The organism is Arcanobacterium urinimassiliense (assembly GCF_900119495.1).
In the GTDB taxonomy this organism is placed as follows: domain Bacteria; phylum Actinomycetota; class Actinomycetes; order Actinomycetales; family Actinomycetaceae; genus Arcanobacterium_A; species Arcanobacterium_A urinimassiliense.
This window is the reverse complement of sequence record NZ_LT632435.1, coordinates 537862-551257: the sequence shown is the minus strand read 5'-3', so window position 1 is coordinate 551257 and position 13396 is coordinate 537862. Positions and strand designations below refer to the sequence as shown.

At 52.0% G+C, this 13396-nt stretch carries 24 protein-coding genes; all 24 read right to left on the bottom strand.

What is annotated here, in order from left to right; all coding sequences use genetic code 11:
* Nucleotides 1-12: 12 nt before the first annotated feature.
* The 24 genes from BQ7117_RS02545 to tuf all read right to left on the bottom strand — a co-directional run bounded on the left by BQ7117_RS02545 (nt 13) and on the right by tuf (nt 13366).
* Entirely contained in the window at nt 13-594 is a 582-nt protein-coding gene (locus BQ7117_RS02545) for an adenylate kinase (RefSeq protein ID WP_073996053.1), read from the bottom strand.
* On the bottom strand, nt 591-1877 hold the full coding sequence (secY, locus tag BQ7117_RS02540) for a preprotein translocase subunit SecY (RefSeq protein WP_073996052.1): 1287 nt from the start codon (nt 1875-1877) through the stop codon (nt 591-593). The genes BQ7117_RS02545 and secY overlap by 4 nt, the downstream gene beginning before the upstream one ends.
* A 195-nt stretch (nt 1878-2072) precedes the next feature.
* Nucleotides 2073-2546, bottom strand: coding sequence for a 50S ribosomal protein L15 (rplO, locus tag BQ7117_RS02535; protein WP_073996051.1), 474 nt, complete (start codon nt 2544-2546; stop codon nt 2073-2075).
* Nucleotides 2546-2725, bottom strand: a complete 180-nt coding sequence (gene rpmD / locus BQ7117_RS02530; RefSeq protein ID WP_073996050.1) for a 50S ribosomal protein L30 — start codon at nt 2723-2725, stop codon at nt 2546-2548. The genes rplO and rpmD overlap by 1 nt, the downstream gene beginning before the upstream one ends.
* Entirely contained in the window at nt 2722-3432 is a 711-nt protein-coding gene (gene rpsE, locus BQ7117_RS02525; RefSeq protein ID WP_073996944.1) for a 30S ribosomal protein S5, read from the bottom strand. The genes rpmD and rpsE overlap by 4 nt, the downstream gene beginning before the upstream one ends.
* A gap of 23 nt (nt 3433-3455) precedes the next feature.
* Nucleotides 3456-3824, bottom strand: a complete 369-nt coding sequence (gene rplR / locus BQ7117_RS02520) for a 50S ribosomal protein L18 (protein ID WP_073996049.1) — start codon at nt 3822-3824, stop codon at nt 3456-3458.
* The gene (gene rplF / locus BQ7117_RS02515; RefSeq protein WP_073996048.1) at nt 3824-4360 is read right to left on the bottom strand and encodes a 50S ribosomal protein L6; all 537 of its coding nucleotides are present in this window, start codon (nt 4358-4360) and stop codon (nt 3824-3826) included. The genes rplR and rplF overlap by 1 nt, the downstream gene beginning before the upstream one ends.
* Before the next feature lie 17 nt (nt 4361-4377).
* A complete protein-coding gene (rpsH, locus tag BQ7117_RS02510; protein WP_073996047.1) occupies nt 4378-4776 on the bottom strand; it encodes a 30S ribosomal protein S8 in 399 nt (132 codons plus the stop codon).
* 53 nt (nt 4777-4829) lie between these two features.
* Nucleotides 4830-5015, bottom strand: coding sequence for a type Z 30S ribosomal protein S14 (locus BQ7117_RS02505; RefSeq protein WP_073996046.1), 186 nt, complete (start codon nt 5013-5015; stop codon nt 4830-4832).
* 1 nt (nt 5016) lies between these two features.
* Nucleotides 5017-5559, bottom strand: a complete 543-nt coding sequence (gene rplE, locus BQ7117_RS02500; protein WP_073996943.1) for a 50S ribosomal protein L5 — start codon at nt 5557-5559, stop codon at nt 5017-5019.
* 17 nt (nt 5560-5576) lie between these two features.
* Nucleotides 5577-5921 carry a 50S ribosomal protein L24 gene (gene rplX / locus BQ7117_RS02495; protein ID WP_073996045.1) on the bottom strand — a complete coding sequence of 115 codons (345 nt, stop codon included), beginning with the start codon at nt 5919-5921 and terminating at the stop codon, nt 5577-5579.
* On the bottom strand, nt 5921-6289 hold the full coding sequence (gene rplN, locus BQ7117_RS02490) for a 50S ribosomal protein L14 (RefSeq protein WP_073996044.1): 369 nt from the start codon (nt 6287-6289) through the stop codon (nt 5921-5923). Before rplN ends, rplX begins: the two co-directional genes overlap by 1 nt.
* 70 nt (nt 6290-6359) lie before the next feature.
* Complete coding sequence (gene rpsQ, locus BQ7117_RS02485) at nt 6360-6650, bottom strand: 30S ribosomal protein S17 (RefSeq protein ID WP_073996043.1); 291 nt, start codon at nt 6648-6650, stop codon at nt 6360-6362.
* Nucleotides 6647-6877: a 50S ribosomal protein L29 gene (rpmC, locus tag BQ7117_RS02480; RefSeq protein WP_073996042.1), complete on the bottom strand. Its 231-nt coding sequence runs from the start codon at nt 6875-6877 to the stop codon at nt 6647-6649. Before rpmC ends, rpsQ begins: the two co-directional genes overlap by 4 nt.
* Nucleotides 6877-7293, bottom strand: coding sequence for a 50S ribosomal protein L16 (gene rplP, locus BQ7117_RS02475; protein WP_073996041.1), 417 nt, complete (start codon nt 7291-7293; stop codon nt 6877-6879). Before rplP ends, rpmC begins: the two co-directional genes overlap by 1 nt.
* Before the next feature lie 5 nt (nt 7294-7298).
* On the bottom strand, nt 7299-8153 hold the full coding sequence (gene rpsC / locus BQ7117_RS02470; protein ID WP_073996040.1) for a 30S ribosomal protein S3: 855 nt from the start codon (nt 8151-8153) through the stop codon (nt 7299-7301).
* 2 nt (nt 8154-8155) lie between these two features.
* Nucleotides 8156-8521, bottom strand: a complete 366-nt coding sequence (gene rplV / locus BQ7117_RS02465; protein ID WP_073996039.1) for a 50S ribosomal protein L22 — start codon at nt 8519-8521, stop codon at nt 8156-8158.
* Nucleotides 8522-8554: 33 nt separating this feature from the next.
* On the bottom strand, nt 8555-8836 hold the full coding sequence (gene rpsS / locus BQ7117_RS02460) for a 30S ribosomal protein S19 (RefSeq protein ID WP_073996038.1): 282 nt from the start codon (nt 8834-8836) through the stop codon (nt 8555-8557).
* Nucleotides 8837-8853: 17 nt separating this feature from the next.
* Nucleotides 8854-9690, bottom strand: coding sequence for a 50S ribosomal protein L2 (rplB, locus tag BQ7117_RS02455; RefSeq protein ID WP_073996037.1), 837 nt, complete (start codon nt 9688-9690; stop codon nt 8854-8856).
* A gap of 29 nt (nt 9691-9719) precedes the next feature.
* The gene (rplW, locus tag BQ7117_RS02450; protein ID WP_073996036.1) at nt 9720-10037 is read right to left on the bottom strand and encodes a 50S ribosomal protein L23; all 318 of its coding nucleotides are present in this window, start codon (nt 10035-10037) and stop codon (nt 9720-9722) included.
* A complete protein-coding gene (gene rplD, locus BQ7117_RS02445) occupies nt 10034-10681 on the bottom strand; it encodes a 50S ribosomal protein L4 (RefSeq protein ID WP_073996035.1) in 648 nt (215 codons plus the stop codon). The genes rplW and rplD overlap by 4 nt, the downstream gene beginning before the upstream one ends.
* Before the next feature lie 5 nt (nt 10682-10686).
* Nucleotides 10687-11355 carry a 50S ribosomal protein L3 gene (gene rplC / locus BQ7117_RS02440; RefSeq protein WP_073996034.1) on the bottom strand — a complete coding sequence of 223 codons (669 nt, stop codon included), beginning with the start codon at nt 11353-11355 and terminating at the stop codon, nt 10687-10689.
* 11 nt (nt 11356-11366) lie between these two features.
* Entirely contained in the window at nt 11367-11675 is a 309-nt protein-coding gene (gene rpsJ / locus BQ7117_RS02435) for a 30S ribosomal protein S10 (RefSeq protein ID WP_073996033.1), read from the bottom strand.
* Nucleotides 11676-12175: 500 nt separating this feature from the next.
* Entirely contained in the window at nt 12176-13366 is a 1191-nt protein-coding gene (gene tuf, locus BQ7117_RS02430; RefSeq protein WP_073996032.1) for an elongation factor Tu, read from the bottom strand.
* Nucleotides 13367-13396: the final 30 nt, after the last annotated feature.

Genomic DNA, 13396 nt, shown 5'->3' with positions numbered 1-13396 from the left:
AACCGATTTTAATTATTTCTCGGCAAAAGGCGCGAGAGCTAGCTGCAAATTCTGTGCTACCTGCTCAATGGTGCCGGTGCCATCTACCCGTAACAGCAGACCGCGCTCCGCATAGGCCGCAGTGACCGGCTTAGTCTCGCTATGATACACCGCTATCCGGTGGCGAATTACTTCTTCCGTATCGTCGGCGCGCTTTTCAATTTCAGCCCGGCGCAGCAACCTCCCCACAATATCTTCATCGGGAATATCTAGCTCCGCTACTACCGAGAGAGGCAACTGTAGATCCTGTAATATGCCATCGAGAGCGTCCACCTGATGTAAGTTACGCGGATAACCGTCGAGCAAGAACCCATTTTGTGCATCCGCTTCACTCAAACGCGCGCGTACTAAAGCATCAGTGAGCTCATCCGGTACCAAATTCCCGCCTTCAATATAAGCAGCAGCCTGCTTACCTAATTCCGTACCGCGAGAAATATGCGAACGGAAAATAGCTCCGGTAGAGATATTGGCAATTCCAAATTTTTCCGCAATGGTCTTTGCCTGCGTACCTTTTCCCGCTCCCGGTGGGCCTACCAATAATAGTCTTAAACTCATCGCAAGAATCCTCCGTAGTGGCGCTGCTGCAGCTGAGCATTGATATCTTTAACCGTCTGCAGGCCGACGCCAACCAAAATAATAATTGAAGTACCGCCAAAGCTGGCAGATTTAATACCGAGCTGCACGAATACTACGTGGGGTATAAGAGCTACGATTGCCAGATAAATAGCACCTACCCAGTTAATACGATTAATTACGTAGCGCAAATAATCAGCAGTAGGTTGCCCGGCGCGAATTCCCGGAATAAATCCTCCGTAGCGCTTCATATTATCGGCTATTTCTTCTGGGTTGAAAGTGATCGACGTGTAGAAGAAAGCAAAGAAAATAATCAGTACTACATACGCCAGCATGTATCCCGGAGAAGTCCAGGTGAAATTCGCGCGGAGCCACTGTACCCAGCCTGAGGTGGGATTGCCAAATTGCGCTATCATTTGCGGCAAAGAAAGAATAGAAGAAGCGAAAATCACTGGGATTACGTTCGACATATTTATTTTCAACGGAATATAGGTAGAGGTACCTCCGTAGGTACGGCGCCCTACTACCCGCTTCGCGTACTGTACCGGGATCTTGCGCTGGGATTGCTCTACGAATACTACTACTGCAGTAATTGCGAGGAACATCAGCACTACTAGCGCTACGTAGCTCCAGCCACCTGCCGATTTAGATACAGTCCCTAGTAAAGTCGGGAAAGAAGCCGCAATACCAGTGAAGATAAGGAGTGACATTCCATTCCCTACCCCCCGTTCGGTAATTACTTCTGCCAGCCACATTACGAGAGCCGTACCTACCGTCATCACTAAAATAGTAGCTAAACGGCGGATTACAGAATCATTCGGAATTGGTTGCACAGAACAACCGGGGAAAAGAGCCGAATTAGCTACGGATACAATCACTGAGGATTGCAATACCGCTAAGAAGATTGTGAGATAGCGGGTATATTCAGTAATTTTGGCGGTGCCGGTTTGCCCCTCTTTATGGAGCTCTTCCAGCCGCGGAATCACTACCCGCATTAGCTGCATAATAATCGACGACGTAATATAAGGCATGATTCCGAGCGCGAAGACGGAAAGCTTCAGCATACCGCCCCCGGCAAACATATTCATCATGGTCAATAGATCGGCATTACCAGCTTCATCAATACATTTCGTCACATTTACATACGAAACAAAAGGAGCGGGAATATAAGTACCGAAACGGTAAATCACCATGATTAATATCGTCAGGAGCAGCTTTCGCCGCAAATCTGGAGTGCGGAACGCCGCTGCTAGTGATTTGAGCAAGAGTTTTCCTCCCCGTAAACCGGTTATACCGGTGCTGCATAATTCGGCTTTGCCGCCGAAACTAAATATACCGTTTATATATTATAGTGTTTTTCTATTTATTTTCGAGCTGCGGAGTACATATTTACTACCCGCCCGTGGATAGAAAAAGAATCGGCTTCTACCTTTTTTGAAGTAGAAGCCGATTCTCAATTATTAGCTTTGCTTTTCAAGGCTACCGCCAGCTGCTTCTACTTTGCGCTGCGCTGAAGCAGACCAAGCATCCACTTTGACGTTTACCTTTACAGTAATTTCTCCGTCACCGAGTAATTTCACTGGTTCCTTCGGGCGTACCGCGCCTTTAGCTACCAGATCCGCGACGGTGACTTCGCCACCCGCGGGGAAAAGCTCAGAAAGCTTATCCAAATTTACTACCTGGTATACCACGCGCGCTGGATTCTTGAATCCCCGCAACTTCGGAAGGCGCATATGCAAAGGCATCTGCCCACCTTCGAAGCCACGCCGCACGGTATTCCGAGCTTTCGTACCCTTAGTACCGCGCCCGGCCGTCTTACCTTTCGAACCTTCACCGCGACCTACCCGTATACGGGACTTATTGGCACCCGGAGCAGGCACTAAATCGTGCAGCTGGAGAATATCTACCGATTCTGTAGTTTCTTTTTCCGCCATTAGTCTACCTCCTCCACGATTAAGAGATGTTCGATTTTCTTAATCATGCCGCGTGTAGCTGCATTATCTTCCCGAGTCACGGACTGGTGGATTTTATGCAACCCCAACGAGCGCATAGTATCGCGCTGGCTCTTTGTAGAGCCTACCAAACCGCGCTTCTGCGTAATTTTTAATTTCATGATGCGCTCACTCCTGCCGCTGCCGCTTCATTTTCTTCCTGAGCAGCAGCAATTTCTGCGTCTTCCCGCTCTTTTGCTTCATACTCAGCCCGAGCCCGCAGCATGAACGCCGGTGCTACTCTATCGAGCGGCAAACCCCGCCGTGCTGCTACCGCTTCTGGCTGTTCCAGCTTCTGCAAAGCCGCAATAGTACCCCGCACAATATTCAGCGCATTCGAAGATCCGAGAGATTTGCTGAGTACATCATGAATACCAGCGCACTCCATGACGGCACGCACCGGACCACCGGCAATTACACCAGTACCGGGGGCAGCTGGACGCAGCAAAACTACTCCCGCTGCATCTTCGCCCTGCACGATATGCGGAATAGTGGTACCGATACGTGGAATGGTGAAGAAATTCTTCTTTGCGTCTTCCGTGCCTTTAGCAATTGCTGCCGGTACTTCCTTCGCTTTGCCATATCCTACGCCGAGCGTACCATTTCCATCGCCTACCACTACTAGAGCAGTGAACGACATTCTCCGGCCGCCCTTTACCGTCTTAGCTACGCGGTTAATACTGACGACGCGCTCGATATAAGTATTCTTTTCTTCGGCGCGACGATTGGTGCGGCGGCCGCCTTTCCGGTCACCCCGGCGGTTATCGCGCTCTGCGCGCCCGCTTCCCTTATCCGAGCTTTCCACTCTGTTCTGCTCTTCAGCAGCCATAAGTTCTTCCTCTCGTTGTGCCATTACAGCTCCAGCCCTGCCGCACGCGCACCGTCTGCTACTGCAGCCACGCGCCCGTGATACTTATTGCCGCCACGGTCAAATACTACTTTGGTAACTCCAGCATCGAGGGCTCGCTTTCCTACCAGCTTGCCAACTTCACTAGCTTTATCTACTTTATTTGCCGTGCTTGCACGCAGCTCTGCTTCCATAGTGGAAGCGGAAGCCAAAGTACGCCCTACCGTATCGTCAATTACCTGCGCCACCATATGCCGATTAGAGCGGGTGACTACTAAACGTGGGCATTCAGTGGTGCCAGAAATGCGCTTGCGTAAGCGGGCATGACGACGCGCCCGAGCAGTAAATCTGTTCTTATGCTTAATTACAGCCATCACTTACCAGCCTTTCCAGCCTTGCGGCGGATGTGTTCATCAGCGTACTTAACGCCTTTGCCCTTATAAGGTTCCGGCAGGCGCAGCTTGCGGATGCGAGCAGCCGTCTCGCCTACGAGCTCTTTAGAAATTCCCGATACGGAAAGTTTCGTCTGGCCGTCTACCTGAAAAGTAATTCCTTCCGGAGCTTTTACCAGAATAGGATGCGAATAGCCGAGAGAAAACTCTAAATCAGCGCCTTTCGGTACCACACGGTAACCGGTGCCCACGATTTCTAGATCTTTCTTATATCCAGTAGTCACGCCAACTACATTATTGTAAATAAGAGTGCGCGCTAAACCGTGCAAAGAGCGAGTTTCCCGCTCCTCATTAGGCCGAGTGACTACTACTTCGTTGTCAGCTATCTTAATTTCAATAGGTTCCGGTATGTATTGGGTAAGTTCACCTTTCGGCCCTTTTACCCGCACATTCCGCCCTTCCAGGGTGACTTCCACACCAGCGGGAATGGCTACAGGAAGTTTACCAATACGCGACATAATGTATCTTCCTTCCCTTACCACACGTAGGCAAGGACTTCCCCGCCTACTCCCTGAGTCTTAGCTTCGCGGTCGGTGAGCACGCCAGAAGATGTAGAAAGAATTGCTACACCTAGCCCGCCCAGCACCTGCGGTAGTTTCGTAGACTTCGCATATACCCGAAGTCCTGGCTTGGAAATCCGCCGAATACCCGCAAGCGAGCGCTCGTGGTTCGGACCGAATTTCAGAGTGAGGGTGAGAGTCTTACCAACTTTCGCATCCTCTACCTCGTATTTAGCAATGTATCCTTCGCGCTCGAGGATATCGGCGATACTCGCCTTCATTTTTGAGTACGGCATAGATACCGTCTCATGGAATGCTGAATTGGCATTCCGCAGACGCGTCAGCATGTCTGCAATCGGGTCTGTCATTGACATTGGGCAAAGCCCTTTCCCGTTATGGTTTCCGTATGGACCTATAACGTAGATTCTTACCAGCTGGACTTCTTTACACCCGGGAGTTCGCCCCGATGGGCAAGCTCACGCAGGCAGATACGGCATAAACCGAACTTGCGATATACCGAATGGGGGCGGCCACAGCGCTGGCAGCGCGTATAGGCACGCACCTGAAACTTCGGCTTCCGAGCAGCCTTATTCTTTAAAGCAGTTTTCGCCATCTCAGTCCTCCTTGAATGGGAATCCCAGGTAACGCAGCAAAGCGCGTCCCTCGTCATCGTTCTTTGCAGTCGTAACTACGGTAATATCCATGCCACGCACCCGATCAATTTTATCTTGATCAATCTCGTGGAATACCGCCTGCTCGGTCAAACCAAAAGTATAGTTGCCGTTGCCATCAAACTGCTTCGGAGAAAGTCCGCGAAAATCGCGAATACGCGGCAGGGCAGTGGAAAGAAGCCGGTCAAGGAACTCCCACATTCTATCGCCACGCATAGTCACGTGCGCACCAATCGGCACACCCGCGCGCAGTTTAAACTGCGCAATAGACTTACGAGCCCGCGTCACCTGCGGCATCTGCCCGGTAATCACTTTCAAATCTTCAATTGCACCGGTAATAGCTTTCGAATCGTGCGCAGCTTCACCCACGCCCATATTCACCACTATCTTTACCAGTTGCGGGACGCTATTTACGTTTGCATAGCCGAACTGATCTTGCATCTTCTGTGCAATCTCTTTCCGGTATTTCTCCTTGAGACGAGGCATGTGATGTACTTCCGTGCTCACAGTTCAATCTCCTCTCCGGCGCGCCGGCCAATCCGCTCCCGCACAATTTTCTTTCTACCGTTGCGTTCTACTTCCACTTCCCGGAAGCCTACTCGTACCGGTTTCTTATCCGGGCCGAGCAGCGCCACATTAGAAATATGGATAGGAGCTTCTACAGTTTCAATACCACCAGTAGCTGCTCCACGTTCGGTGCGCCCGACGCGAGTGTGCTTCTTTACTCGCTGTACGCCCTCTACGATTACGCGATTTTCCTTCGGAAATACCTGCAGTACTCGCCCTTGCTGGCCCTTATCGCGCCCAGCAATGACCTCTACCAGGTCTCCTTTCTTGATCTTCGCCATCAGATTACCTCCGGTGCCAATGAAACAATCCGCATGAATTTCTTATCACGCAGTTCCCGCGCCACCGGCCCGAAAATACGGGTACCGCGCGGCTCATGGTCGTCTTTAATCAAAACGGCTGCATTTTCACCAAAGCTGATGTATGAACCATCGATGCGGCGAGTTTCTTTTTTCGCACGGACGATTACGGCTTTCACCACATCGCCCTTCTTTACATTTCCGCCGGGAATAGCGTCCTTAACGGTGGCGACTATTACATCACCAATTCCGGCGTAGCGCCGGCCGGATCCACCGAGCACCCGAATGCAAAGAATTTCTTTCGCACCGGTGTTGTCGGCGACCTTAAGCCGAGACTCCTGCTGGATCATTTATTTCTCCTTCGTCGTGCTGGTTCTCTTAGGAAGAGCCTTGCCGAACGGGTGAGAGGCAAAAAGCCTCTCACTTTGCCTTTTCAATAATCTCTGCCACGCGGAAATGCTTATTAGCAGACAGCGGGCGGGTTTCCATAATGGATACGAGGTCGCCTACGCGCACTTCGTTGTTCTCATCGTGGGCTTTTACGCGCTTCGTATGCGTCTGTACTTTTCCATACAGACCATGCTTACGCCGCTCTTCCACGGCAACCACAACGGTCTTATCCATTTTGTCGCTTACCACGTATCCACGCATCACTTTGCGGTGATTGCGGGAAAGTGGCTGAGTATTTTCTTCGCTCACTTTAGACCTCATTTCTTAGCCGTCGGAGCAGTACGGATGCCGAGCTCTCGCTCCCGGGCAATGGTGTAGATACGTGCGATATTACGCCGTACCTCCTGCAAACGCCCCGAATCTTCCAGACGGTGCGTGACTGCCGAGAAACGCAGGTTGAAAAGCTCTTCTTTTGCTTCCTTGAGCTTCTCAGCCAACTCGCTGTCAGTGAGCTTATCCAGCTCTGCAGTGGTAATTCCTCTAGCCATTATTCACCCTCCTCGCGCGAGATAAAGCGGGTTTTAATTGGGAGTTTATGCATAGCGCGCAGAAGAGCTTCCCGCGCTAAGGTCTCCTCAACACCGGCGATTTCAAACATAACGCGCCCGGGCTTCACATTGGCAACCCAAGTCTCTACCGGACCTTTACCAGAACCCATACGCAGACCAAGAGCTTTCTTGGTAAGCGGGCGATCTGGGAAAATGTTAATCCATATCTTGCCCCCACGCTTTACGTGGCGGGTCATTGCAATACGCGCAGCTTCAATCTGTCGATTGGTGATGTAGGCATGTTCAAGAGCCTGCACCCCGTATTCGCCGAACGCCAATTCATTGCCGCCTTTAGACATGCCATGACGGTCGGGACGATGCTGCTTACGATACTTTGTGCGGCGGGGAATGAGCATTAAACTCAGGCCTCCGTTTCCTGTGTTGGAGCAGTTTCCGGAGCCGGAGCGGCCGGAGCAGCTTCTGCTGCCGAGGCAGCGGCTTCTACCGGTACCTGCTGATCCTGTACCTGCTGATTATTTTGCTCGCGGCCTCCGCGCCGTCCACGGCGGTTTCCGCGCCGGGCATTGCCAGCCCGTCCCTTCTGGGATTTCTCAGCCAAAGAGCGGTAATATTCCTGATCGGTCATATCGCCGCGATAGATCCAGACTTTTACACCAATCCGCCCGAAAGTAGTGCGGGCTTCGAAAAAGCCGTAATCAATATTCGCTCGCAGTGTATGGAGCGGTACGCTACCTTCACTGTAGAATTCCGAGCGAGACATTTCAGCACCACCTAGCCGACCCGAGCACTGAACGCGAATACCTTTCGCGCCCGCCCGCTGAGCAGATTGGATACCTTTACGCATAGCGCGCCGGAAGGAAACACGTGCCGAGAGCTGCTCGGCGATTCCTTGCGCCACTAACTGGGCATCCGCTTCCGGATTCTTAACTTCCAGAATATTCAGCTGTACCGCTTTTCCGGTCAATTTCTCCAAATCAGTACGGAGACGATCGGCTTCCACGCCACGCCGGCCAATTACGATACCGGGACGTGCGGTATGAATATCGATAACCACCCGTTCGGTGCGGCGCTCAATATGTACTCTGGACATTCCGGCTCGCTCTAATCCTTTGGTCAGCAGCTCCCGAATTTTAATATCCTCACCCAAGTAATCAGCATAGCGCTGACCTTCTTTGGCGGAATCGGAAAACCACCGAGCGCGGTGATCAGTAGTGATACCGAGGCGGAACCCAGTAGGGTTTACTTTCTGTCCCACAATCAGGCTCCTTTCTCGTTCTTTTCATTGCTGACGATGACGGTAATATGACTCGTCCGCTTCAGAATGCGGTTCGCCCGGCCTTGCGCCCGGGGGCGAATACGCTTCATAGTCGGCCCTTCGTCAACATACGCAGCTGCGATATAAAAATCAGCTTCGTCAAAGCGCTCACCGGCCTGATCGGCGGCATAATGCGCATTAGCAAGTGCAGAGAGCACAATCTTCTTTACATCCCGAGCTACCGCCTGCGGTGCATACGTAAGCACGTCGACGGCATCCAGAGCCCGCTTGCCGCGGATTTCATTCACCACGCGGCGCGATTTCTGGGGCGTGACGCGCACGAACCGTGCTTGCGCCTTAGCTTCCATAATTTTGCCTATCTCTTTCTCGTGCTACGCCCCTCAGCGGCGGCGTCCTTTTTTGTCTTCTTTATCGTGCCCACGGAAAGTGCGCGTAGGAGCAAATTCTCCTAGCTTGTGCCCTACCATGGATTCAGTTATGAATACTGGCACGTGCTTGCGACCATCGTGCACTGCAATGGTGTGCCCCAGAAAATCTGGAGTAATCATCGAGCGGCGCGACCAGGTCTTAATCACGTTCTTGGTATTCTTTTCGTTCTGTTCGTCGATTTTCTTCAACAGATGGGCATCGACAAAAGGACCCTTTTTCAAACTACGCGGCATTGCTCATCTCCTCCTGATTAGCGCTTCTTACCGGTCTTGCGACGGCGCACAATGAGCTTGTCGCTGGGTCGATTAGGATGACGGGTCCGCTTTTCTTTCTGACCCCACGGCGTAACCGGATGCCGGCCACCGGAAGTCTTACCTTCACCGCCACCATGCGGGTGGTCTACCGGGTTCATTACAACACCACGAACAGTTGGGCGAATTCCCCGCCAACGGCTCCGGCCTGCTTTACCCCAAATCATATTGGAATGCTCAGCATTTCCAACTTCACCTACCGTAGCACGGCAAGCAGCTTCCACATTGCGAATTTCGCCAGATGGCATCCGCAACTGTGCATATTTGCCTTCTTTTGCTACTAGCTGTACCGATACGCCTGCCGAACGCGCAATCTTTGCTCCCCCACCGGGACGCAACTCTACCGCGTGCACCACAGTACCTACGGGGATATTGCGCAGCTGGAGATTATTGCCGGGCTTAATATCAGCCGCTGGGCCATTCTCCACCATCATTCCCTGCCGGAGGTTTTCCGGAGCGAGAATATAGCGCTTTTCGCCGTCTACATAGTGCAATAAAGCAATACGCGCACTGCGATTTGGATCGTATTCAATATGAGCAACCCGAGCGGAGATTCCGTCCTTATCGTGACGACGGAAATCAATTACCCGGTACTGACGCTTATGGCCACCGCCCTTATGGCGAGTAGTAATGCGCCCATTATTATTGCGCCCACCAGTTTTAGAAAGCGGACGAACCAGCGACTTCTCCGGCGTAGACCGGGTGATCTCAGCGAAGTCGGCAACGTTCGCACGGCGACGACCAGGAGTCGTCGGCTTGTACTTACGAATTCCCATGAGTTCTTATCCTCAATCTCTCCGCCGGATTAACCGACAATATTTCCGTAGATATCGATTGTGCCTTCACGCAGGGTGACGATAGCGCGCTTAGTAGCTTTCCGCTGTCCAATTCCCTGCCGGGTACGCTGCTTTTTACCAGCCCGATTAATCGTATTAACCGAAGCTACCCGCACCCGGAAAATCTGCTCGATAGCAATTTTAATTTCCGTCTTATTGGCATCTGGAGCTACGTAAAAAGTGTATTTACCTTCGTCTTCCAGCCGCGTGGATTTTTCCGTAGCGACCGGCGCCAGAATAATATCGCGCGGATCTTTATTCTTCAGCGCAGCGAGCGAATCACTCATTTCGTCTCCTCCTTCGTATTGGCGGCTACCCACGCCGTGAACGCCTCTTCTACGAAGATGACGTCTTCCGCGGCCAGCACATCATAAGAATTGAGCTGATCGGCGAAAATGAGCTGTACCTGCGGAAGGTTGCGCAAAGAAAGCGCATTAACTTCATCGGTACGCCCTACTACTACCAGCGCTTTACGCAGATCGTTCACTTTTTCCAGCAACTTCACTGCTGTCTTCGTGGACGGAGTATCTCCCTCTACGAAGCCCTTTACGATATGTATCCGCTCATGGCGAGCACGATCCGAAAGCGACTGGCGCAGCGCCGCTGCCACCATCTTCTTCGGAGTGCGCTGCGAGTAATCCCGCGGACGCGGTCCATGCACAGTACCACCGCCGGTGAAATGCGGAGCGCGAATCGAACCCTGCCGAGCGCGGCCAGTACCCTTTTGCCGGAAAGGCTTGATACCGCCACCGCGAACTTCGCCGCGAGTCTTCGTCTTATGGGTGCCCTGGCGAGCTGCTGCCAGCTGCGCCACTACTACTTGATGCAATAAAGGAATATTTACCTCGACGTCAAACAGCTCCGCCGGCAGCGTAGCTGTACCGGCTTTTTCACCGGCATAGTCGAGAATATCTACCTTGAAGTCTGCCATTTATATCAGGCTCCCTTCACGGCGGTACGGATCATAACAACGCCGCCTTTATTTCCGGGTACTGCACCCTTCACTAAAAGCAAATCGTTATCTGTATCAATGGATTGAATCTGTAAATTCTGGGTGGTAACGCGCGCATTACCCATGCGCCCGGCCATTCTCATCCCACGGAATACCCGCGACGGAGTAGAACAAGCTCCAATAGAACCAGGCTTCCGGTGATTGCGATGTGCACCATGGGAAGCGGAAACTCCGGCAAAGCCGTGCCGCTTCATTACTCCCGCAAAGCCCTTACCTTTGGATTTGCCAATTACGTCCACCAACTGCCCAGCGGTAAAAGTTTCAACTCCAATTTCCTGCCCGAGCGTATAAGTAGAAGCATCTGCTGTGCGTACTTCCGCTACATGGCGGCGAGGTTCTACCCCAGCCTGCGCAAAATGCCCTTGTAAAGGCTTGGTGACGTTCTTACCCTTCAGCTCTCCAGAGGCCAGCTGAATGGCTTCATAGCCATCTTTCTCAGTGGTACGAATCTGAGTCACTACATTCTTGCCTACTCGTACGACGGTGACTGGAATCAGATTAGCGTTCTCATCCCAGACCTGCGTCATTCCGAGCTTCGTACCCAGCACTGCCTTAACCGGCTTAGCTGCGGCGCTTTTCATGTTCTTAACCATACTGCGTTACCTCAGAGCTTTATCTCTACATTTACGTCTGCCGGTAAATCCAGCCGCCGCAAAGTGTCAATTGTCTTCAGAGTCGGATCGACAATATCGATAAGCCGCTTATGCGTACGCATTTCAAACTGCTCACGACTGTCCTTGTACTTGTGGGGCGAGCGAATAACTGTGAAAACATTTTTCTCAGTCGGCAACGGCACCGGTCCCACAACCGACGCTCCAGTACGGGTAACTTCGTCGACGAGCTTTTTCGCTGCACTGTCGATGACCTCATGGTCATAAGACTTCAGACGGATGCGGATTTTCTGTCCCGCCATGGCGTCGTCTCCCTCTCTATACCGCGGTGCCACCGAACCCCGCACTCGGGCGTGTCGCGCGATATACTACGTTCAGCCCTATGCAATTGTTGATGAACACCCTTGTGATGCACCGAAGCATTTGCCACTTCGGCAAAGTTTCTTCTCGGATTTTCCGAGCAACCTAATCAGTATTACAAACTACCGCATTATTCAGCAAGTTACAGCTGCATTTGGTGGTCTATCGCACTGAGAGGCCTCGTCCGTACAAAACGAACCGGATATTTACTCTACTCCCCTAGCTTCACGCTGCCAAGTAAAGTAGCTGTGAAAAGACTTACCCTGCTGCCCACTGCTCACTATCCCCTGCCCCCCCAAAAAAATTAGGCTAACGCTTTATATAAGTTTGGGGGCAAAAACTATATAAAGGTAAAAACAGTATGAGGATAAAAAACGGCGGGCACATCTTTTCGATGTGCCCGCCTAAGATTCAGCAAGCTGTACTTAAATCAATAAGTCACTTACTTAATGATCTTGGTGACTTTACCTGATCCAACGGTGTGCCCGCCTTCACGAATAGCAAAGCCTAGACCTTCTTCCATAGCAATCGGCTGAATGAGCTCTACAGTCATTTCCGTATTGTCGCCCGGCATAACCATTTCGGTGCCTTCCGGCAGGGTGATTACACCAGTTACGTCCGTGGTACGGAAATAGAACTGCGGGCGGTAGTTGGAGAAGAACGGATTGTGACGGCCGCCTTCTTCCTTCTTCAGCACGTATACCTGAGCTTCGAAGTTGGTGTGCGGGGTAATAGAACCCGGCTTGGCTACAACCTGGCCGCGCTCTACATCTTCACGACGGGTGCCGCGGAGCAAGAGACCGCAGTTTTCGCCAGCGTCTGCGTGATCCATCGACTTGTGGAACATCTCGATACCGGTAACGGTGGTCTTCTGCGGATCGCGAATACCGAGGATTTCTACTTCCTCATTCAGGTTCAGCATGCCACGCTCTACACGGCCGGTCACTACGGTACCGCGGCCGGTAATGGTGAAGACGTCTTCGATAGGCATCAAGAAGGGCTTATCGAGATCGCGTACCGGATCCGGGAAGTAGTTATCTACTTCGTTCATAAGCTCGAGAATGGAATCTACCCACTTCTCATCGCCTTCCAGAGCCTTCAGAGCGGAAATGCGCACTACTGGAGCATTATCGCCGTCGAACTCCTGCGAAGAGAGCAGATCGCGAACTTCCATTTCTACGAGCTCGATGAGCTCTTCGTCGTCTACCATATCGCACTTGTTCAGGGCGACGATGATATCCGGCACGCCCACCTGACGAGCGAGCAGTACGTGCTCACGGGTCTGAGCCATCGGGCCGTCCGTAGCGGCTACCACGAGAATAGCGCCGTCCATCTGTGCAGCACCGGTAATCATGTTCTTAATGTAGTCGGCGTGCCCGGGGGCGTCTACGTGTGCATAGTGACGCTTTTCGGTCTGGTACTCAACGTGAGAAACGTTAATGGTAATACCACGCTGACGTTCTTCTGGAGCGTTATCCACCTTGTCGAAGGGGGTGTACTCGTTGAGTTCTGGGTACTTATCAGAAAGTACCTTGGTAATTGCGGCGGTCGTCGTCGTCTTTCCGTGATCGACGTGACCGATGGTGCCGATATTCATATGCGGCTTGGACTTATCATACTTGGCCTTGGCCACTTGTTCCCTCCTGGGATCGGGTAGTTCTTT

Excerpts from the sequence above, each read along its gene's own strand:
- rplV (WP_073996039.1), bottom strand. The coding sequence starts at position 8,521 with ATGGAAGCTAAGGCGCAAGCACGGTTCGTGCGCGTCACGCCCCAGAAA.
- BQ7117_RS02505 (WP_073996046.1), bottom strand. The coding sequence starts at position 5,015 with ATGGCGAAAACTGCTTTAAAGAATAAGGCTGCTCGGAAGCCGAAGTTT.
- rplC (WP_073996034.1), bottom strand. The coding sequence starts at position 11,355 with ATGGTTAAGAACATGAAAAGCGCCGCAGCTAAGCCGGTTAAGGCAGTG.
- rplF (WP_073996048.1), bottom strand. The coding sequence starts at position 4,360 with ATGTCGCGTATTGGTAAACTTCCTGTAGCCATTCCCGCTGGTGTGGAA.
- rpsQ (WP_073996043.1), bottom strand. The coding sequence starts at position 6,650 with ATGAGGTCTAAAGTGAGCGAAGAAAATACTCAGCCACTTTCCCGCAAT.
- rplD (WP_073996035.1), bottom strand. The coding sequence starts at position 10,681 with ATGGCAGACTTCAAGGTAGATATTCTCGACTATGCCGGTGAAAAAGCC.
- rplE (WP_073996943.1), bottom strand. The coding sequence starts at position 5,559 with ATGCCTCGTCTCAAGGAGAAATACCGGAAAGAGATTGCACAGAAGATG.
- rpsS (WP_073996038.1), bottom strand. The coding sequence starts at position 8,836 with ATGCCGCGTAGTTTGAAAAAGGGTCCTTTTGTCGATGCCCATCTGTTG.
- rplX (WP_073996045.1), bottom strand. The coding sequence starts at position 5,921 with ATGGCGAAGATCAAGAAAGGAGACCTGGTAGAGGTCATTGCTGGGCGC.
- rplO (WP_073996051.1), bottom strand. The coding sequence starts at position 2,546 with ATGGCGGAAAAAGAAACTACAGAATCGGTAGATATTCTCCAGCTGCAC.
- rpsE (WP_073996944.1), bottom strand. The coding sequence starts at position 3,432 with ATGGCTGCTGAAGAGCAGAACAGAGTGGAAAGCTCGGATAAGGGAAGC.
- rpmC (WP_073996042.1), bottom strand. The coding sequence starts at position 6,877 with ATGGCTAGAGGAATTACCACTGCAGAGCTGGATAAGCTCACTGACAGC.
- rplB (WP_073996037.1), bottom strand. The coding sequence starts at position 9,690 with ATGGGAATTCGTAAGTACAAGCCGACGACTCCTGGTCGTCGCCGTGCG.
- rpsH (WP_073996047.1), bottom strand. The coding sequence starts at position 4,776 with ATGTCAATGACAGACCCGATTGCAGACATGCTGACGCGTCTGCGGAAT.
- rplW (WP_073996036.1), bottom strand. The coding sequence starts at position 10,037 with ATGAGTGATTCGCTCGCTGCGCTGAAGAATAAAGATCCGCGCGATATT.
- rpsJ (WP_073996033.1), bottom strand. The coding sequence starts at position 11,675 with ATGGCGGGACAGAAAATCCGCATCCGTCTGAAGTCTTATGACCATGAG.
- rplR (WP_073996049.1), bottom strand. The coding sequence starts at position 3,824 with ATGGCTGTAATTAAGCATAAGAACAGATTTACTGCTCGGGCGCGTCGT.
- BQ7117_RS02545 (WP_073996053.1), bottom strand. The coding sequence starts at position 594 with ATGAGTTTAAGACTATTATTGGTAGGCCCACCGGGAGCGGGAAAAGGT.
- rplN (WP_073996044.1), bottom strand. The coding sequence starts at position 6,289 with ATGATCCAGCAGGAGTCTCGGCTTAAGGTCGCCGACAACACCGGTGCG.
- rplP (WP_073996041.1), bottom strand. The coding sequence starts at position 7,293 with ATGCTCATTCCCCGCCGCACAAAGTATCGTAAGCAGCATCGTCCCGAC.
- rpmD (WP_073996050.1), bottom strand. The coding sequence starts at position 2,725 with ATGAAATTAAAAATTACGCAGAAGCGCGGTTTGGTAGGCTCTACAAAG.